This window comes from Streptomyces sp. NPDC045778 (assembly GCF_056431945.1).
In genome coordinates this window covers 401197-418469 of record NZ_JBWKJZ010000003.1, presented here as the reverse complement: position 1 = coordinate 418469, position 17273 = coordinate 401197, and the positions used below count along the sequence as shown (strand labels likewise).

At 71.8% G+C, this 17273-nt stretch carries 22 protein-coding genes; 9 read left to right on the top strand and 13 right to left on the bottom strand.

The features are described 5' to 3' along the window. Positions 1-155: 155 nt before the first annotated feature. Together AC07GB_RS06195 and AC07GB_RS06190 are read right to left on the bottom strand one after the other, a co-directional pair. Positions 156-788 carry a hypothetical protein gene (locus AC07GB_RS06195; RefSeq protein WP_478842053.1) on the bottom strand — a complete coding sequence of 211 codons (633 nt, stop codon included), beginning with the start codon at positions 786-788 and terminating at the stop codon, positions 156-158. Between the two features lie 164 nt (positions 789-952). Next, entirely contained in the window at positions 953-1342 is a 390-nt protein-coding gene (locus tag AC07GB_RS06190) for a VOC family protein (RefSeq protein WP_478842052.1), read from the bottom strand. Between the two features lie 229 nt (positions 1343-1571). On the opposite strand from AC07GB_RS06190, the gene AC07GB_RS06185 reads away from it, so the two are divergent. Further along, on the top strand, positions 1572-2444 hold the full coding sequence (locus AC07GB_RS06185; protein ID WP_478842051.1) for a LysR family transcriptional regulator: 873 nt from the start codon (positions 1572-1574) through the stop codon (positions 2442-2444). Positions 2445-2454: 10 nt separating this feature from the next. On the opposite strand, the gene AC07GB_RS06180 is transcribed toward AC07GB_RS06185, so the two are convergent. Beyond that, on the bottom strand, positions 2455-3081 hold the full coding sequence (locus AC07GB_RS06180; RefSeq protein WP_478842050.1) for a TetR/AcrR family transcriptional regulator: 627 nt from the start codon (positions 3079-3081) through the stop codon (positions 2455-2457). 127 nt (positions 3082-3208) lie between these two features. Between AC07GB_RS06180 and AC07GB_RS06175 the strand changes: the two genes are divergently transcribed. Next, a complete protein-coding gene (locus tag AC07GB_RS06175) occupies positions 3209-4666 on the top strand; it encodes an amidase (RefSeq protein WP_478842049.1) in 1458 nt (485 codons plus the stop codon). Positions 4667-4690: 24 nt separating this feature from the next. Here the strand turns inward: AC07GB_RS06175 and AC07GB_RS06170 are convergent, their stop codons facing one another. Both AC07GB_RS06170 and AC07GB_RS06165 read right to left on the bottom strand, forming a co-directional pair. Continuing rightward, positions 4691-5560, bottom strand: a complete 870-nt coding sequence (locus AC07GB_RS06170) for a 4Fe-4S domain-containing protein (RefSeq protein ID WP_478842048.1) — start codon at positions 5558-5560, stop codon at positions 4691-4693. A 200-nt stretch (positions 5561-5760) separates the two neighbouring features. Further along, complete coding sequence (locus AC07GB_RS06165; protein ID WP_478842047.1) at positions 5761-5934, bottom strand: hypothetical protein; 174 nt, start codon at positions 5932-5934, stop codon at positions 5761-5763. A 43-nt stretch (positions 5935-5977) separates the two neighbouring features. Between AC07GB_RS06165 and AC07GB_RS06160 the strand changes: the two genes are divergently transcribed. After that, positions 5978-6148: a hypothetical protein gene (locus AC07GB_RS06160; protein ID WP_478842046.1), complete on the top strand. Its 171-nt coding sequence runs from the start codon at positions 5978-5980 to the stop codon at positions 6146-6148. A gap of 103 nt (positions 6149-6251) precedes the next feature. Next, on the top strand, positions 6252-6869 hold the full coding sequence (locus tag AC07GB_RS06155; protein WP_478842045.1) for a histidine phosphatase family protein: 618 nt from the start codon (positions 6252-6254) through the stop codon (positions 6867-6869). Here AC07GB_RS06155 and AC07GB_RS06150 read toward each other — a convergent pair whose 3' ends face one another. Both AC07GB_RS06150 and AC07GB_RS06145 read right to left on the bottom strand, forming a co-directional pair. Then, positions 6870-7046: a hypothetical protein gene (locus AC07GB_RS06150; protein ID WP_478842044.1), complete on the bottom strand. Its 177-nt coding sequence runs from the start codon at positions 7044-7046 to the stop codon at positions 6870-6872. It abuts the gene before it with no gap. Positions 7047-7118: 72 nt separating this feature from the next. Continuing rightward, positions 7119-7496, bottom strand: coding sequence for a nuclear transport factor 2 family protein (locus tag AC07GB_RS06145; RefSeq protein WP_478842043.1), 378 nt, complete (start codon positions 7494-7496; stop codon positions 7119-7121). 253 nt (positions 7497-7749) lie between these two features. On the opposite strand from AC07GB_RS06145, the gene AC07GB_RS06140 reads away from it, so the two are divergent. Together AC07GB_RS06140 and AC07GB_RS06135 are read left to right on the top strand one after the other, a co-directional pair. Beyond that, a complete protein-coding gene (locus AC07GB_RS06140; RefSeq protein WP_478842078.1) occupies positions 7750-8490 on the top strand; it encodes an HAD family hydrolase in 741 nt (246 codons plus the stop codon). After that, positions 8487-10832 carry a glycoside hydrolase family 65 protein gene (locus AC07GB_RS06135; protein WP_478842042.1) on the top strand — a complete coding sequence of 782 codons (2346 nt, stop codon included), beginning with the start codon at positions 8487-8489 and terminating at the stop codon, positions 10830-10832. Before AC07GB_RS06140 ends, AC07GB_RS06135 begins: the two co-directional genes overlap by 4 nt. Positions 10833-10845: 13 nt before the next feature. Here the strand turns inward: AC07GB_RS06135 and AC07GB_RS06130 are convergent, their stop codons facing one another. After that, complete coding sequence (locus AC07GB_RS06130) at positions 10846-11649, bottom strand: aminotransferase class IV family protein (protein ID WP_478842041.1); 804 nt, start codon at positions 11647-11649, stop codon at positions 10846-10848. 106 nt (positions 11650-11755) lie between these two features. On the opposite strand from AC07GB_RS06130, the gene AC07GB_RS06125 reads away from it, so the two are divergent. Beyond that, positions 11756-12100, top strand: a complete 345-nt coding sequence (locus AC07GB_RS06125; RefSeq protein ID WP_478842040.1) for a MerR family transcriptional regulator — start codon at positions 11756-11758, stop codon at positions 12098-12100. Positions 12101-12145: 45 nt separating this feature from the next. On the opposite strand, the gene AC07GB_RS06120 is transcribed toward AC07GB_RS06125, so the two are convergent. The 4 genes from AC07GB_RS06120 to AC07GB_RS06105 are packed head-to-tail and all read right to left on the bottom strand — an operon-like array spanning position 12146 to position 14998. Continuing rightward, positions 12146-13003 carry a class I SAM-dependent methyltransferase gene (locus tag AC07GB_RS06120; protein WP_478842039.1) on the bottom strand — a complete coding sequence of 286 codons (858 nt, stop codon included), beginning with the start codon at positions 13001-13003 and terminating at the stop codon, positions 12146-12148. Positions 13004-13030: 27 nt separating this feature from the next. Beyond that, positions 13031-13375 carry a VOC family protein gene (locus tag AC07GB_RS06115; protein WP_478842038.1) on the bottom strand — a complete coding sequence of 115 codons (345 nt, stop codon included), beginning with the start codon at positions 13373-13375 and terminating at the stop codon, positions 13031-13033. 14 nt (positions 13376-13389) lie between these two features. Next, on the bottom strand, positions 13390-13566 hold the full coding sequence (locus tag AC07GB_RS06110) for a CopG family transcriptional regulator (RefSeq protein WP_478842037.1): 177 nt from the start codon (positions 13564-13566) through the stop codon (positions 13390-13392). 55 nt (positions 13567-13621) lie between these two features. Beyond that, on the bottom strand, positions 13622-14998 hold the full coding sequence (locus AC07GB_RS06105; protein WP_478842036.1) for a serine hydrolase domain-containing protein: 1377 nt from the start codon (positions 14996-14998) through the stop codon (positions 13622-13624). A 104-nt stretch (positions 14999-15102) separates the two neighbouring features. On the opposite strand from AC07GB_RS06105, the gene AC07GB_RS06100 reads away from it, so the two are divergent. Then, positions 15103-15786 (top strand): TetR/AcrR family transcriptional regulator, encoded by a 684-nt coding sequence (locus tag AC07GB_RS06100; RefSeq protein ID WP_478842035.1) that lies wholly within the window; start codon positions 15103-15105, stop codon positions 15784-15786. Between the two features lie 100 nt (positions 15787-15886). Here AC07GB_RS06100 and AC07GB_RS06095 read toward each other — a convergent pair whose 3' ends face one another. Then, entirely contained in the window at positions 15887-16402 is a 516-nt protein-coding gene (locus AC07GB_RS06095) for an RICIN domain-containing protein (protein ID WP_478842034.1), read from the bottom strand. A 446-nt stretch (positions 16403-16848) separates the two neighbouring features. Between AC07GB_RS06095 and AC07GB_RS06090 the strand changes: the two genes are divergently transcribed. Continuing rightward, positions 16849-17223, top strand: coding sequence for a hypothetical protein (locus tag AC07GB_RS06090; protein ID WP_478842033.1), 375 nt, complete (start codon positions 16849-16851; stop codon positions 17221-17223). Positions 17224-17273: the final 50 nt, after the last annotated feature.

Below are 17273 nucleotides of genomic sequence, written 5' to 3'. Positions count from 1 at the left end.
ATGAAGATCTTCGACCTGGTCTTCGTGATCCCGCCGGGCTCCTCCAAGGACGAGGCGAACGTCCTCGCCGTCCAGCTCTACAACTCGGCCCCCTGACGGCGTCCCGCACGTCGGCCCCCGTCGGCGGAGTCACCGACGGGGGCCGCGCGGGTGGCTCAGTAGAGCTTGTTCACGGCTGTCCTGGCGGTGGCCTTGAAGCCGCTTACGGGCGCGTCCGACAGGTTGCCGAGCTGGCCCCAGCGCACGAGGGTCACCGTCCGGCCGTCGCGGCCCACCGCGAAGAGGTTGGCGTCCGAGGCCCCCCAGTTCCACTTGGTGTGCAGCCCGTAGACGTGGGCGCCCTCCTCGACGTTCAGCTTGCCGTAGTACTTCTGCTTCGCCTCGACGTCCGGGTGCTCCCGCTCGAGGCGCGCGGCGCAGCCGTCGAGCTTCTGGCGCAGGAGCGCGGCGAAGTCCTTGGCCCGCTGCGTGCTGCGCTCCACCACGGTCACCTGGACGGCGTTGGTGTCGAGGTCGGTCCAGAACGTGCGGTGCACCGACGTCGACGGCAGCGCCTCGCCCGCGCACACCGGCAGGGCCTCGGGCTGGCCCGGGGTCACCGGCCCCGCGTGCCACGCCGACGTGGGGTGCGGCGGCAGCTCACGGGCGCTGAGGAAGCGCGGCTCCCCACTGCCCGCCTCCCCGCTGCCGGAGGGAGTCGCGGCGGGTGCGGCGACGGCCGTGGCCGTGGCCGCCACGCACATGCCGACGGTCATCGCGGCCAGGGCACCTCGGGTACGAATGCTCACTTGTCTCCCCCAACTCGGGCTGTTTCCGTGCCGTGCGGCACTTCCACCCCGTTCGACCCGCCACGGCCGAAGGACGTTGCACGGCCGATCGTCACAGCCTCGTCGCGTATGTCACCGCCCGGAAACAGGAGTTGGGGCCCGATCCGGTCCGGGGCGGCGGAGGCTCAGGCGTCCTGCGGGTACCAGCGCAGTTCCACGGTGTTGCCGTCCGGGTCCTGCACGTACAGGGAGAGCGCGGTGCCCCGGGCCCCGAAGCGCTCGCCGGGGCCGTCCAGCACGGTGAACTCACCGGAGTCGATGACCTCCTGCCAGTCGAGGGGCTCGACCACCAGGCAGATGTGGTCGACGTTGGTCCCCGGCGACTGTGCCCCGGACGCCGGGAAGAGGTCGATGATGGTGGTGGGGCTGACCCGCACGGACGGGAAGGAGACCTTCCCGGCCCGCCACTCCTCCACCCGCACCGGTTCGAGGCCCAGCGGGCCGGTGTAGAAGGCGAGCGAACGCTCGACGTCGGTGACGTTGAGGACGATGTGGTCGAGGGCGATCACGCGCATGGATGTCTCCGCGGAGTCGGGGCGCCGTGGCGCCGGTGGTCGTACGACGGGGCTGCCGCGCCCGGCCCCCGCCGGTCCGGCCGGAGGCTGGGCGGTGGCTCGCCGGTGACCGGTCACCGACCGGCCGCCGGCCGCTGTGGCCCGCCGCTGACTTCATGATCACCCCGTACTCACCCATCAGTCCAACACATACTTGTCATGGATATTCATCGTGATCCACGATGGATCCATGGACCTCCAGCAAATGCGCTACGTCCTCGCGGTGGCGGAGACGGCCAGCTTCACGCGCGCCGCCGAACGGTGCCATGTCGTGCAGTCCGCGCTCAGCCACCAAGTGGCCCGCCTTGAAAAGGAATTGGGGGCCCGGCTATTCGAGCGGACCAGCCGCCGGGTGCGGCTGACCGCCGCGGGAGAGGCGTTCCTGCCCGCCGCCCGCCAGGCCCTCGACGCGGCCGAGCGGGCCCGCGCGGAGGTGGCGGCGGCCAGCGGCGAGGTGCGGGGCAAGCTGCGCGTCGGAGCGATCCCCACGGTGACGGCGGTGGACCTTCCCGCGGTTCTGCGGGACTACCGCGGGCGCTATCCCCAGGTGCGCATCAGCCTGCGCGCCGGCTCCAGCGAGCAGCTCGTGGAGCGGGTGCGCGACGGCCAGTTGGACGCGGCGTTCATCGGCGTGCGGCCGGGCTACCGGACGCAGGGCGTCCACGACCGGGAGCTGGCCCACGGGCAGCACGTCGCCGTGGTCGCCCCGGACCACCCGCTCGCCACGCACCGGGAGGTGGACCTCCGCCTCCTCACCGACGAGGCGTTCGTCGACTTCGCCGAGGGCAGCGCCGCCCGGGCCCAGTCGGACCAGGCCTTCGCGGCCGCGGGCCTGCGGCGCGAGGTGGCTTTCGAGGTGTCCGGTGTCGAACTGATGGCCCGTATGGTCCGTCAGGGCCTCGGCGTCGCCCTGTTGCCCGGGGCGTTCGCCGCCGAACTGCACGGCTTGCGGAGCGTGCCGATCACCGACGGCCCGGTGCGCGTCGAGCGCCTCGTCTGGAGCCGCGCCACCCCGACACCCGCCGCGTCCGCGTTCCTCGGCCTGCTGGGCGTCGACTCCTAGGAGCCAGCTGTCAGCCGGCGTCCGCCCGGGGCGCCCCCGGGCGCGAGCCGTACCGGTCGATGACGCCCTCCACGGTCCTCATCAGCCGGTCCCCCACCTGATCGACGCTTCCGTTCTGCATGCTGACCTGGGCGCCTTCGAGGACGAACGTGATCTCGGCCGCGGCCTGTCCGGGGTCGGAGAGGGCGGCCTCTGCGCACATGCCGACCAGCCTGCTCATCTGGTGGGCCTTGTGCCGCTCGATCACTTGCCGTGCGGGGTGGGAGCGGTCGGGCAGCTCGGCGAGGGAGTTGACGAACGGGCAGCCCCGGTACGAGATCGTCGGCAGCCCGTCGGCGATGAAGCGGGCCAGGCCCAGGATCTGCTCCCGCGGCCGGCCCGGGTGCTCGGCCTCGACCCGGTCGAAGGCGGCCTGGTAGTCGGCGGCGAGGATCCGCAGCCACTCCGCGACCAGCGCGTCCTTGGTCTCGAAGTGCCGGTAGATCGCCATCTTGGTGGTCCCGGCCCGGTCGGCGATCGCCTGGACGCCCACGCGCTGGATCCCCTCGCTCTGGAAAAGCTCCTCCGCCGCGTCGAGGACGCGCTCACGCGGCGGCAGTTTCGCCACCCTGCTCGGCCTGCTGGTGGTCGATGCCATGACTGCTCCGTGACGTCCGGTCGGTGGTGAGGTTCTCGACGCCTGTTACGGTACCAATCAGTTCCAGGTGAGACCGATCGGTATCGCTCGGGACCTGACGGTACTGTTCTTGCTGCTGGGAGCGACAGTGAAAGTGACCGAGTACGTGAACTTCGACGCGGTCGGGCTCGCGGAGCTGGTGGCCGCGGGCGAGGTGACGCCCGCCGAGGTGGAGGCAGCCGCGCGCGGGGCCGCCCGGGCGGTCGATCCGCGGATCAACGCCCTCGTGGAGACATGGCCGACCGACGACCGGCCGCGCCCCGGCAGCACGCCACTGGCCGGGGTCCCCTTCCTGATCAAGGACCTCGGTGTCGCCATGGCCGGGCGGCGGACGGAGCTGGGCAGCCGCCTCGCCGCCGGGCACGTCTCCGCGACCGACTCCTCACTGATGCGGCGCTTCCGCCGTGCCGGCCTGGTGACGTTCGGCCGTACCGCGACCCCGGAGTTGGCGTACAGCATGGCGACGGAACCGGTGCTGCACGGCGCGACCCGCAACCCGTGGGATCCGGAGCGCAGCGCGGGCGGGTCCAGCGGAGGCGCGGGCGCGGCTGTCGCCGCCGGGGTGGTGCCGCTGGCGCACGCCACCGACGCCGGGGGGTCTTTGCGCGTACCCGCGGCCCACACGGGCCTCTTCGGCCTGAAGCCCACCCGCGGCCGGGTGTCCATGGGCCCGGACGCCGACGAGGTGCTCAACGGCCTGGTCGTGCACGGCTGTGTCAGCCGCACCGTGCGCGACAGCGCGGCGCTGCTCGACCAGATCCGCGGCCCGGAGCCGGGGGACCCCTACTTCGCGCAGGAGCCCGCCCGGCCCTACGCGCGGGAAGTCACCCGCCCGCCGGGCGCGCTGCGCATCGGTGTCCTCCCGCACGCGTGGGGCGGGCGCCGCACCACCGCGCCGGTGGCCGCGGCCCTCTCCGGCACCGTGCGCCTGCTGGAATCGCTCGGTCACGAGGTGGCGGAGGCCGAGGTCGGTCTCGGGGCCGACTGGGAGGAATTCGTCCTGGCCACCGCCCGGCTGATGACGGCGAACCTCACGGCCTCGGTCGACGGCCTCGCCACCGCCCTCGGCAGGCCCGTCGACTCCTCGACCCTCGAACCGGTGACCCTGGCCGGCTACCGCTACGGGCAGCGGGTCAGCGGGCCCCAGTTCGCCGCCGCCTTCGCGGTACGCAACCGGGTGGCACGGAGCCTGGCGCGGCACTTCGAGGCGTACGACGTGCTGCTCACCCCGACCCTGCCGGAGCTTCCGCTGCCGGTGGGTTCCTTCGCCGAGGGAGCCGAGGCGCTGGACGGCCTGGGCTGGGTCGAGCGCCTCCACGAGCGCTCGCCGTTCACCATGCCGTTCAACGTGGCGGGCACGCCCGCCATGTCCGTGCCGCTGGCGGCTGACGCCGGGACGGGCCTCCCGATCGGCATGCAGTTCGCCGCGGCTTACGGGCGCGAGGACCTCCTCTTCCGCCTGGCCGGGCAGCTCGAACTGGCGAGCCCGTGGTCGGGCCGGACCCCGGCGGTGTGGGCCGGGAGCCTTGGCCACCGGCCGGGCTGAGCGCGAGGCCGCGGTGGCGCCTTCTCACCAGCGGATGGCCGTGAAGTCGACGGGCTGGGGAGTCAGTTGACGTACGCGGTCGGTCAGGTGGCGCAGCCGCCGGGACATGTCGTCGGCGGCGAGGCGGCGGCGGTCCCCGTGCCCCGGGAGGACCCACCCGAACCGCAGGCGCCCGGCGGTCCGGGCCAGCGATGCGGCCAACTCCTCGATGGAGTACCAGGTCACGCTCTCCGCGACCTCCAGGTCACCCGTGGTGCGTGACCAGTAGATGCTGTCACCGCTGAAGCAGTACCGGTCGTCCGCGAGGTAGAGCACGCTGCCCCGGGTGTGGCCGGGCAGCGGATGGGCGGTGACGCCCGCGCCGATCTCCCGGGGTTCGAGGCCGCGGATCACCTGGTCCGCGTCCGGGGCCGCGTCGAGGTCGCCCTCGTGGATCCACAGCCGGGCACCGAAGTGGTAGGCGTAGCGGCGGCCGTGCGCGGCGTGGTCGCGGTGGGTGAGCAGCACGTCGGTGACGGGGCCCGTGGCCGTCCAGCGCTCGGCCAGGTCCCGGCTCCACCGGGGCGTGTCGACCATCATGACGGTGCCGTCCGGCCGCCGGAGCAGGTAGGAGTTGGCCCCCGCGGTCTGGGTCGAGTTGTGACCGCAGATCAGGACGTTGTCGTCGAGCGCCATCGGGAAGGGGTCGAGGGCCGGGTCCGGCCGCCCGGACGCCGGGCGGATCGACCGGGTGTGGCAGGAGAAGACGGCGGCGTGCAGGCGCCGGTTCTCCGCCTCGTCGCGCGGCGGTCGCAGGATCCGTGACTTCCCCTCGGCCTCGCCGATCAGCTCGGGCGCGAACTGCCGCGCGACATCGCAGTTGGTGCAGCGGTCGTCCACGTACCATCCGTCCACGTCGGGGCTCCTTTGCGGGAAGCAGGCCCGGGAAGGCGGTCCTCCCGGGGCTGTTCCAGGAATATCCCGCCCGCGGGCGGAATCGGTAGGCCGTGCCGACCTTGTATTTCGGGCCGTACCGCCCTCTAACGGGCCGACAAACACGGATCATCCCGGCACAACGGGCAGGCCCGTCCACTGTGCCGGGGGACGCGGGGCCGTCAGTCGAGGTAGCCGGAGTCCCCTCCCTGGTACCAGAGTTCCCGGTCGACCGTCCGCAGCGGCGAGTAGCCGTTCGCGCCGTGCAGTTCGACGCCGTCGAATCCCGCGGCGACGGCCCGGCGTGGCACGGGTGCGGGCCTGCGGTCGTCGGGCCCGCCGAATCCGACGAACACCTCGCCCCGCAGCGCCGAGCAAGTCGATCCGCGAACTCCCGCCGTGCGTGGCCACGGGCGAGGCGACCCGAAGCTCATCACCTGGCTCGCGGGCGAGCGCGACCGCATCGACCGGCGGATCGACGATCTCAAGGACACCCGGGGCCGCCTGGACGACATCATCGCCACGGTGACCACCGCGCTGCGCACCGGGCAGGCCTGCAAGGCTTCTTGATTCCGGGCACCTTCAGGGGTGGCAGCCGGAGCAGAACCAGACCGGCAGGGATCCGCGTCCCTCCTTGACGAACAAGATCACGGACGCGACGGAGACCCCGCACATGACAGCCACTCGCTACCTCTACCTCGCCCGGCACGGCGAAGCCTCACCGGATGAGACCGCCCTGACCGAAGGCGGCCGGCGGCAAGCTGTCCTGCTCGGTGAACGGCTCCGGAGCGCCCCGTTGTCGGTGATCCACCACGGGCCGCTGCCTCGGGCTCGGCAGACGGCCCAGCTGATCGGCGCGCAACTCGACGGCGTCCCGCTGCTCCAGTCCGAACTGGCGGGTGACTACGTCCCCTACCTGCCCGCGGAGGAGGACCTGCCCCCGGACTCGGCCGAGGCCGTGCTCAGCTTCCTCGCCCAGGTTCCGGAGGAGGAACGCGACGGGGGCCCTGCGCTGGCCTGGAGAGCACGCGCGGAATTCACCGGCCCTGTCGCCGGGGACCAGCCCCGCCATGAACTGGTCGTCACGCACAACTTCGTCATCGGATGGCTGATCCGAGCCGCCCTCGACGCACCCGAATGGCGCTGGGTGGGCCTCAACCACTGCAACGCGGCTCTGACGGTCATCCGCTACGCGCCCGGCAAGCCGTCCTCCGTACTGTTCTACAACGACATGCGGCACCTGCCCGCGGAACTGCGCTGGACCGGCTTCCCACCCGAACTTCACATCTGATCAGGGGGACTCGGCGCGGAACCGCTCGCCCGGCAGCAGGGTCGCCAGGGCGGAGCTGGGCACGAGGGCGAGGGCGGCCCCGCCGAGGCCGAAGACCGCCGTTGGGGTGGTCCAGGCGGCGGGCGCCTGGGACCTCCGGCTCCAGGTCGGCGACGAAGCCCACCCGCCCGCCGTCACCCAGTCCGGCCTCGCGCCGCGTGGGTGTTGGCGGCACCGAACGGTTCGGGTTCCGCGCCTTCACGCCACGTGTCAGGAGGGGGACGGGTCGATCTCGCCCGCGAAGACGATGATCTGGTCGATGAGGCTGCGTCGCAGATGCACGACGTCCGTTCCCGCGAGGCGCGGGCCTCCGTCCGGCGTGGTGAAGACCCACTGGTAGCGGGCCCATTCGTCCGGCATGTCCACCGCCGAGCAGCGCACCATCGTGCCGACGCCTGCCGGGTGCCGCCGGATGTCGAGCACGAACCGCTCGACCGCCTCGATTCCCTCGTTGCGGCCCAACGGGCCCCAGAAGACGACGTCTGAGGTCAGGGCCTGAGCGAGCAGTGTCGTCACATAGCTGTCGTTCGAGGCGTTGAACGCGGAGATGAACGTGTCGATCGCGGATCGCGCGGTCTCTTCCTGCATGCACCAGTCATACCAGGCGCCCCACGGACGACATCTAACCTCGCACTGAATAGAACGCTCGTTTTAGTGCGCAGATAGAAGTGGTGACAAGAGCGCCTGGCGCGCGGGGTATCTCTTCGCGCAGCCCCGTGACCCGCGTCCCGCGGGGCGGTGACTCGGCGGGACACCCGGTCGGCCGACAGGTCGTACGTCTCACCTTGTTGATCAGCGCTCGACCGGGAACACGCCCTGTATGACGAAACACGGCCCTCACCTGACCAATCTCGGCCTGCCGGACACCGTACGGGCCTGCCTCTTCGACCTCGACGGTGTGATCACCAAGACCGCCGTCGTCCACGCGGCCGCCTGGAAGGAGGCCTTCGACGCGTTCCTGCGCGAGCGGGAGGGCGCGGGCTTCCGGCCGTTCGACCAGGTCGCGGAGTACGACGAGTACGTGGACGGCAAGCCGCGCGCCGACGGGGTGCGCTCCTTCCTCGCCTCGCGGGGCATCGAACTGCCCGAGGGCAGGCCCGACGATCCGCCGGACCGGCCGACGGTCCACGGGCTTGGCAACCACAAGAACGACCTCCTCCTGGAGAAGATCCGCACCGGTGGCGTCGAGGCGTACGACGGCACGCTGCGCTACGTCGAGGCCGCGCGGGCGGCGGGACTGCGTACGGCGGTGGTGTCCTCCAGTGCCAACTGCCGCGACGTCCTGCGCTCGGTCGGCGCGGAGTCGCTCTTCGAGGTCCGCATCGACGGCGTCGTCGCGGCCGAGCGGAAGCTGCCGGGCAAACCACGGCCCGACACCTTCCTCGCCGCGGCACATGACCTCGGGGTCGAGCCGGCGCGGGCCGCGGTCTTCGAGGACGCGCTGGCGGGCATGGACGCGGGGCGCTCGGGCCACTTCGGTTACGTCGTCGGCGTGGACCGCGTCGGTCAGGCCGACGCCCTGCGGGCCCACGGCGCGGACCGGGTCGTACAGGACCTCGCGGAGCTGGGGGGCGCGGCGTGATCACACATTCGTCCTACGGCGTCGAGCCCTGGTGCCTGCGCGAGAACGTCCTGAACCTCGACGTGCTGCCGCAGAGCGAGTCGGTGTTCGCCCTGTCCAACGGCCACGTGGGCTGGCGCGGCAACCTGGACGAGGGCGAGCCGCACGGCCTGCCCGGCTCCTACCTCAACGGCGTGCACGAGACCCACCCGCTCCCCTACGCGGAGGCCGGATACGGCTATCCGGAGTCGGGGCAGACGGTCATCAACGTGACCAACGGCAAAGTCATCCGGCTGCTCGTGGACGACGAGCCCTTCGACCTGCGCTACGGCCGCCTGGTGTCCCACGAGCGGGTCCTCGACCTGCGCGAGGGGGTGCTGCGGCGCACCTGCGAGTGGACCTCCCCGGCGGGCCGCACGGTGCGGGTGCGCTCCACCCGGCTCGTGTCCTTCACCCAGCGGTCGGTGGCCGCCGTGGCCTACGAGGTCGAGGCCGTCGACCATGAGGTCCGCGTCGTGGTCCAGTCGGAGCTGGTGGCCAACGAACAGCTGCCGAAGCCGGCGAAGGACCCCCGTGCCTCGGCCGTCCTGGAGTCGCCGCTGGCGCCGGAGGAGCACACGGCGCGGGACGGGCGGCTGCGGCTCGTGCACCGCACCCGGCGCAGCGGGCTACGGGTCGCCGCGGCCGCCGACCACACCGTCGACGGGCCCGACCGGACCCGCACCAGCAGCGAGTCCGGGGACGACGTGGCCCGGCTGACCGTCACCTCCGTCCTCGAACCGGGCCGGCGGCTGCGCCTGGAGAAGTTCGTGGCCTACGGCTGGTCGAGCACGCGGTCCCTGCCCGCCGTGAGCGACCAGGTCGACGCGGCGCTCGCGGCGGCCACGGACACCGGCTGGACCGGCCTCGCGGACGAGCAGCGAACCTATCTGGACGCCTTCTGGGCCCGCGCGGACGTCGAGGTCGACGGCGCGGAGGAGATCCAGCAGGCCGTGCGTTTCGCGCTGTTCCACGTCCTCCAGGCGGGTGCGCGGGCCGAGCGGCGCGCGATCCCGGCGAAGGGGCTGACGGGTTCCGGCTACGACGGTCATGCCTTCTGGGACACCGAGACGTTCGTCCTGCCGCTGCTGACGTACACCTCGCCGGACGCCGTGGCGGAGGCGCTGCGGTGGCGGCACTCGACCCTGCCGGCCGCGCGCGAGCGGGCCGCGCAGCTGGGGCTGCGGGGGGCGGCGTACCCCTGGCGCACGATCGAGGGCTCGGAGGGGTCCGCTTACTGGCCGGCCGGCACCGCGGCCTTCCATGTCAACGCCGACATCGCGGACGCCGTGGTGCGCTACGTCGCCGCCACGGGCGACGGGCAGTTCGTCCGTGAGACCGGTGTTGAGCTGCTGGTGGAGACGGCCCGGCTGTGGAGGTCGCTGGGCCACCACGACGCGCACGGGGCGTTCCACATCGACGGGGTGACGGGCCCGGACGAGTACAGCGCGATCGCCGACGACAACACGTACACCAACCTGATGGCGCGCACCAATCTCCTCGCGGCGGCGGACTTCGCCGAGGCCCACCGCGAGACGGCCGCGGCGCTCGGCGTCGACGACGAGGAGAGCGCGGCGTGGCGGGACGCCGCGGAGGCCATGCACATCCCGTACAACGAGGACCTGGGTGTGCACGAGCAGCACTCCGGGTTCACCCGGTACCAGCGCTGGAACTTCGCGGCCACCCGGCCCGAGCAGTACCCGCTGATGCTGCACTTCCCCTACTTCGACCTCTACCGCAAGCAGGTCGTGAAGCAGGCGGACCTCGTGCTCGCCATGTACACGTGCTCCACGTTCTTCGACGAGGAGCACCTGGAGCGCAACTTCGCCTACTACGAGCCGCTCACCGTCCGCGACTCCTCCCTGTCCGCGTGCAGCCAGGCGGTCATCGCGGCACGCACCGGTCATCTGGGGCTCGCCTACGACTATCTGGTGGAGGCGGCCCTGATGGATCTGGAGGACCTGGAGAACAACACGCGTGACGGGCTGCACATCGCCTCCCTGGCCGGGACGTGGACGGCGCTGGTGGCGGGCTTCGGGGGGATGCGGCGCTGCGAGGACACGCTGGAGTTCACCCCGCGGCTGCCCGAGAGGCTGAGCCGGGTCGCCTTCAAGCTCCAGGTGCTCGGCCGGTGCCTGCGCGTGGAGGTGCGCGCGACGGCGGTCACGTACACGGTCCTCAGCGGCCCGGAGCTGACGATCCGCCACTACGGCGAGCCGCTGACCCTCAGCCCGGAGGAGCCGCGCAGCCGGGAGATCCCGGAGCTGAAGCCCCGGCCGGCGCCTGACCAGCCACCTCACCGCCGTCCGCACGCCCACCACTGAGGGGGCGGATCCCTCAGGGGCCCACCAGCGGCTCCGCCTCGTACGCCTTGTGCAGCAGTTCCAGGAAGGGCTGGGCCTCGGGCAGCGGGATGGAGCCGACGCGGTTGACCGGGACGCCGGGTGTCCAGGAGTTCATGACGACGGCTCCGGACAGCTGCGGCAGGTCGGTGGGGGTGATCACCCGTTCGTACTGCGGGACGCCGAGGCGCTCCAGTTGGCGGCGGACGATGCTCATCGTGGTGCCGGCGAGGACGTCGGCGACGGGCCAGATCACGGCGGAGCCGTCCCAGAAGGCCAGGTTCCAGATGGTGGCCTCGCTGAGGCGGCCCCGGCGGTCGACGAAGGCCGCGTCGTCGAAGCCCCGCGCGACGGCCTGCCGCAAGAGGTGTGTCTTGGCCACCTCGCCCACGTGCTTCACGGCGGGCAGGTCGCGTTCGTGCTCGACGGTGTCGAGGGACAGCGGGCCCTCGGGGCCGGTGGCGGCCGGGCCGGTGCGGACGAGGACGGCGGGTTCCGCGTCGGCCCCCGCGGTGGTGAACTCGCCCGCGCGGGAGTACACCGTCGCCGTCAGGGAGTGGTCGTCCGGCCCGGCCGCGATCGCCGTCCGCAGCAGGGCCCGCACCCGGTCGTCGGGCAGGGCCCGGCCGAACAGGGCGTCGGAGGCGTGCCGCAGCCGTCGTAGATGGAGGTCGAGTCCGCGTATCCGGCCGTCGCGCACCTGCGCGGCGGTGAAGTGGGCGAAGCCCGCGAAGGCGAGCGGCGCCAGCTCTTCGGCGGTGGCCGGGCGGCCGTCGAGATGGGTGACGAAAGAGGTCATGCCGTGCTCCCGTAGGGTGGAACGCCAGGCGTGGAATGCCTGGTCACGGGGTGACGTTAAGGCTTGACATCGGTGGCAAGGTCAAGCGCGGACGAGGCGGGAGCAGATGCTGATCGGGGAGTTGTCCCGGCGTACCGGCGTCAGCACGCGGTTGTTGCGGTACTACGAGGCCCAGGGTCTGCTCGAGGTGGAGCGCGGCCCGAACGGCTATCGCGAGTACGGCGAGGACGCGGTGGTGACCGTGCGGAAGGTGCGGGCCCTGCTGAACGCGGGCCTGACCACCGAGGTGATCCGTGTGGTGCTGCCCTGCACCCGGGGTGAGCAGCCCGGCTTCGACTGGTGTGCGGACCTGCGGGCGCTCCTGGACGGGGAGCTGGCCGCCATGGACGAGCGCATCGACGAACTCCGGCGCAGCCGGGGCGCGCTCGCGGGTTATTTGACGCAGCCCTGAGCCCTGGCGGGCGGGCGTCGCGCGGCGCGGCGCCCGCCCGCGGGGTCAGGTGGTGGCGAGCAGGAAGTCTTCTCCGGTGGAGGGGCGCAGGCCGTCGGCGCGGTCGGCGAAGTAGCGCTCGGCGAGGGCGCGTCCCGAGACGTGCCGGACGTCCTTGAAGCCTGCCTCGCGGGCCAGCTGGAGCATGTCCTGCGGGGCGTAGAAGCTGATGAACGGCGTGCCGGACGCCCGTGCGCCCTCCGTGCTGGCCCGCAGGCCGGGCCGGTCGGCTTCGTCGACGAGCTCGGCCGGCAGCATGAAGGTCATGGCGAGCGTCGATCCGGGGGCGAGGCCCGCGATGTCGCGCAGGGTGGCGGCGGTGGTGTCCCTGGTGAGGTACATGCTGACGCCGGTGGAGACGACGACCGCCGGCCGGCCGGAGTCGAAACCGGCGGCGGCCAGCCGCTCGGGCCAGGCTTCGCCGGACTCGAAGTCGACGGGCACCAGGTGCAGCCGGTCGGGGATGCCATAGCCGAGCTGGACGAGGCGGTGGCGCTTCCAGGCCTGGGTGCCGGGCTGGTCGACCTCGAAGATGTGCAGACGGGAGGCGAGTTCGGGCGCGCGCTGGGCGAAGGTGTCGAGGCCGGCTCCCAGGATGACGTACTGGGTGACGCCGCGGTCGGCCTGCTCGGCGATGAGGTCCTCGACGAAGCGGGCGCGGGCGACGACGGCCGCGCGGAATCCGCTGGTGAACCGCGGGTCCATGTCGGGCCGCTCGCGCCAGCCGTCGTCGGGGGCGGCGAGCCGCAGGCCGACCTCGTCCTTCAGGACGTGGGGCGGTGCGTCGACTTCGAGGTGCAGCGCCCGCCAGAGGGCGGTGCGCAGGGCGGTGTTGTCCGGTGTCTCGGTCTGCTCGACTGACATGGTGTGCCCTCTCGTCGTGGTCAACGGTCAGTTCTTGACCGGGGCCTGGAGGCTCCACAGGCGTCCGTCGGGGTCGCGGACGGTCATCTCCCTCGTCCCGTAGTGGGTGTCCTCGAACGGGGTGACCACCTCCACGGCGGGGTCGGCGGGGAACGCGTCCGCGTCCGGCACCTTCATCACGAGCCTCGTGCGGGGCTCCTGGGTCTCGGGGACCTCGGTGATGAACACGTACGGTCCGTCGCCGTTGCGGAGCTGGCCGGAGTTATGGTCCGTCGCGAACTCCAGTTCGTAGCCGAGCTGTTGCAAGAACTTCGCCGCCTTGCCCCAGTTGTGCGTCTCCAGGAACACGGCTTCGATGCCCTCGGTCGCCATGTCAGGCCTCCTCCTCAGTCCGCGCCGCTCGCTCGCTGCTCCCGCGCGTGGGCGTCGTCGAGGTAGGCACGCAACGCCTCGGCGGTCAGCGCCGACAACGACATGCCCGATTCGATGGCACGGAACTTGACCTGCTTGATCAGCCCGAGCGGCAGATACACGTTGAACTGCTTGACTTCCTCATCGCCCACGCCCGCGATGCTAGCATCCTAGCAAGCTAGGCGATTCCCCGTTCCACCCCATCGGTCAGGACGCGTCGCTCACCCGGTTGAAGAGCCGGCCGCCCAGGTCGATGCCGATGACGGTGCCGCCGCTGTCGCGGGAGAAGTAGCCGCGCTCGCCCTTGAGTCCGCCCTCCAGGACGAGGTATTCGTCGCCGTCGCCGGGGAGGAAGGCGATGGTCGCGGGCGGGTAGCCGGGAGGCATCTCCTCGTCCGACGCCTCGCGGATCTCCGGCTTGATCTCGACGGCCAGGGTGAGGCGGGTGCCGTCACTGGCGACGTCGACGTTCATGGCGTCGATGTCGTAGCGCCCGGTGACCTGCCGCGCCAGCGTCTCGTCGTACGGGGCGGGCTCCGGCTCCTTCTCGACGACGCCGAGGTAGTGCTCCAGGGCCCACTTCACCACGGACTGGTTGCAGGTGTAGCCGTCCGGGCCGGCGTTCGACAGGGCGACCACCGCGAAGTTCCGCTCCGGCACGATCAGGAGTTCGGCGAACTGCCCGGTGCCCGAGCCGCCGTGCCCGATCGCCTGGACGCCGTCCAGGTCGTGCAGGAACCAGCAGATGCCGAAGCCGTCACCGAGCGAGCTGGAGCGCAGCTCGACCGTCCGCTCCCGCATGCGGTGCAGCGCCTCGGCGGGCAACACGCCCTCTCCGTCGCCGAGTTGGAACCGTGCCCAGCGCAGCAGGTCGCTCGCCGACGAGGCGAGGCCGCCGCCCGGGTTGTCGGCGCGCGCGCCCTCCCGGAAGGCGCCCCACGGCCGGGCGGGCCGCAACTCGCCGTCGTCACCGCGGTTATAACCCACCGCGAACTTGCGGACCATCACCTCGGCCAGGCCGTACACCGTGTCCGGGAGGCCCACCGGCTCCAGGACCAGGGAGGCCACGGCCTGCTCGAAGGGAAGGCCCGTGACCTTCTCGACGATCCGCCCGGCCAGGTTGTAACCGGCCTGGCTGTACGACGCCCGGGTGCCGGGCGGCGCGATCAGCGGCAGCTCGTGCAGCTTCGCCACGAGCCCGGCGAGGGAGCGGTCGCCCTGGCCGTCGTCGATCAGGTTCCAGTCCAGGCCCGCGGTGTGGTTGAGCAGGTTCAGGACGGTGATCCGCTCGGCCGCCGCCTCGTCGGCGAGCCGCAGCTCGGGGACGTAGCGTCGCACCGGCGCGTCCAGGTCGACCTTCCCCTCCGCGACCAGGCGCATCAACGCGGTCGCGGTGAAGGTCTTGGACACCGACGCCAGGTGGAACAGCGTCTCCTCGTCGACCGGCGTCGGATCGCTGAGGCTCGTCACGCCGTGCGACGCGAAGATCTCCTGGCCGTCCACCAGGATGCCGACGGACATCCCGGGCACCCCGGACTCCGCGGCCCGCGCCTCGACGACCTGTGCCAGCTTCTCGTGCGACATCGCTCCCCCTTCGAGCACTTGAACTAAGTACGAGTGCAGCGTAGAGGGCCACTTGAACTAAGTGCAAGAGCTGTCATGAACTAAGTGCAACTAGGGTGGGGGCCATGCCGCGAGACACGCTGACCGCAGACCGGATCGTCCGTGCGGCCACCGAGCTGCTTGACGAGGAGGGCCTGGACGGGCTCAACATGCGCAGCCTGGCCAAACGGCTCGGCTCGGCCGCCACGGCCATCTACTGGCACATCAAGACGAAGGACGAGCTGGTCCGCCTTGCCAGTGACGCGATGTGGCTGGAGGTGGAGCGGCCGGACCTCGACGCGACGGACTGGCGTACGGCCGCCACCGCCCAGGCCGGCAGCATGCACGCGATGCTCACCCGGCACCCCTGGCTCGGCCAGGCCTTCGGCAGCCACCTCATGCACGGCCCGGGCCAGGCGCGCTTCGACGACCACAGCCTCGCGATCTACGAGAAGGCGGGCTTCGGCCCCGCCGACGCGGACCGGGCCGCCGCCACGGTGTTCATCTTCGTCCTCGGCAGCGCGCTGGGGCCCGCCGCGGAGGTGTCACTGAAACGCCGCCTCGGCAAGAACGGGGCGAACGCCGAGCAGTTGATGGCCGACGCCATGACCCAAGCCGCCGCCGCGGCCGAACCGTATCCGAGGCTGCGCGCACGTCTCGGCACCGTTTCCGCCGAGCAGTACGCCGCCGCGCCCGACGACAGCTTCGCGTTCGGCCTCCGGGCCATCCTCGACGGCTTCGAGGCCCGGCTCGCCGCGGAGCGCGGCTAGCGTTGCGAGGATTGCTCGCGGTTCGGCGACCGTAGCCGGCGAACGGGTCCGGCGGGCGGGTCCGGCGAACGGGTCCGGCGAACCGCGAGCAAACGGCCTGTCAGCCGATGCGCCAGTCCTGGGAGTTGCTGTGGTTGCACTCATACAGCTGGATCGCCGCACCCGGGTGAGGATTGCCGCCGGACAGGTCCAGGCACATGCCGTTCAGCTTGCTCACGATCCGGCTCCCCGCGGTGTACCACTGCTGGGCCCGCCAGTCGCCGTGGCAGTCGAACATGTTCACCGCGGCACCCCGGTCGGCGTTGGCCGCGACGATGTCAAGACACTTCGCCGGGCCACCCTCCGACAGGTCACTGACGAGCTGGTCGTTGAACCACTTCCAGCGCTGCTGGGCGCCACCGTGGCAGTCCCACGTGGTCACCAGCGCTCCGTTGCCGCGGTTGCCGTCCCGCACTTCGAGGCACTTGTTGTTCTTCATCGCCACGATCGGGACCCCGGGGGCGGCCTTCGCACCCTCGGGGGCGGGATCCGCCGACGCCGAGGTCGTGAAGGCGAGGCTGCCGATCAAGAGCGCCAATGAGCCCAGGAGTCCCACCCGACGGTTCGGTCTGCGCATGTCTCTCTCCTCTCTCCGGAACGTGTCGGCCTCAGCGTGCTCAGGGCCTTCGGCGGGCGACAAGCACGTGTTCCACTCAGCGGTACGCCCCGTAGCGGCATCGGCTCATTCCGGCCCAGGTCGAAGACAGGCGCCGTCGCCCTTCAGGTCACGGCCCACTGAAGGTCAGGCGTCACCTCCACGGCGCCCCCTCACCCCTCACGCGCCCGCCGTGCCGGGGGTCGTCGGGTGCGGCGGCAGTCCGGATCGGATCCCCTCGCCGACTCGCGTCACGCGCGCCCGAGGATGGCCCGGCCCCCCGCCGAGGAGAAGCTTCCGGCCCGCTCAGTGGAACGCGTTCCAGTGAGCGGAATCGCGGTGGCTGTGCGCCCGGCGGGCCCCGCATGGTGAGGATCGCGCCGGGCGGACTGGCCCGGTGCTCACCGCTACAGAAGGAGAGTGAGCGCATGACCACGCGACTCAAGGCAGTCACTGTGGGCGCGGCCGTCATCGCCGCCGTCGGTTTCACGACCGTGGCTTCGGCGTCATCGGGATCCGACAGCTCCGACGCGCCCAAGCCCAAGCCGAGGATCGTCAAGGCGCGGGCGGAGCAGGCCGGGACACCCGTCTCGGGTGACACCGTGACCTTGAACCCCGGCGAGAACTTCAGCTCGTACGCGAACTGCCCCGCGGGCACGGCGCCGACCGGCGGCGGTGGCACGACCAGTGCCTTCGGCATCTTCTTCACGGATTCCTACGCCTCCGGCTCCACCTGGATCCTGCGGGGGACGAACACGGGGAGCAACGCTCAGCAGCTGACGGCGTTCGCGCTCTGCCAGTAGCCACGGCCCTCCGGTGCGAGGGGGCACAAGCGTGCAGGTCGGAGGGGAAC

What these genes read in the sequence shown, in the direction of transcription:
- AC07GB_RS06190 (WP_478842052.1), bottom strand. Translation starts at nt 1,342, where the DNA reads ATGCGCGTGATCGCCCTCGACCACATCGTCCTCAACGTCACCGACGTC.
- AC07GB_RS06185 (WP_478842051.1), top strand. Translation starts at nt 1,572, where the DNA reads ATGGACCTCCAGCAAATGCGCTACGTCCTCGCGGTGGCGGAGACGGCC.
- AC07GB_RS06180 (WP_478842050.1), bottom strand. Translation starts at nt 3,081, where the DNA reads ATGGCATCGACCACCAGCAGGCCGAGCAGGGTGGCGAAACTGCCGCCG.
- AC07GB_RS06155 (WP_478842045.1), top strand. Translation starts at nt 6,252, where the DNA reads ATGACAGCCACTCGCTACCTCTACCTCGCCCGGCACGGCGAAGCCTCA.
- AC07GB_RS06145 (WP_478842043.1), bottom strand. Translation starts at nt 7,496, where the DNA reads ATGCAGGAAGAGACCGCGCGATCCGCGATCGACACGTTCATCTCCGCG.
- AC07GB_RS06130 (WP_478842041.1), bottom strand. Translation starts at nt 11,649, where the DNA reads ATGACCTCTTTCGTCACCCATCTCGACGGCCGCCCGGCCACCGCCGAA.
- AC07GB_RS06125 (WP_478842040.1), top strand. Translation starts at nt 11,756, where the DNA reads ATGCTGATCGGGGAGTTGTCCCGGCGTACCGGCGTCAGCACGCGGTTG.
- AC07GB_RS06120 (WP_478842039.1), bottom strand. Translation starts at nt 13,003, where the DNA reads ATGTCAGTCGAGCAGACCGAGACACCGGACAACACCGCCCTGCGCACC.
- AC07GB_RS06115 (WP_478842038.1), bottom strand. Translation starts at nt 13,375, where the DNA reads ATGGCGACCGAGGGCATCGAAGCCGTGTTCCTGGAGACGCACAACTGG.
- AC07GB_RS06105 (WP_478842036.1), bottom strand. Translation starts at nt 14,998, where the DNA reads ATGTCGCACGAGAAGCTGGCACAGGTCGTCGAGGCGCGGGCCGCGGAG.
- AC07GB_RS06100 (WP_478842035.1), top strand. Translation starts at nt 15,103, where the DNA reads ATGCCGCGAGACACGCTGACCGCAGACCGGATCGTCCGTGCGGCCACC.
- AC07GB_RS06095 (WP_478842034.1), bottom strand. Translation starts at nt 16,402, where the DNA reads ATGCGCAGACCGAACCGTCGGGTGGGACTCCTGGGCTCATTGGCGCTC.
- AC07GB_RS06090 (WP_478842033.1), top strand. Translation starts at nt 16,849, where the DNA reads ATGACCACGCGACTCAAGGCAGTCACTGTGGGCGCGGCCGTCATCGCC.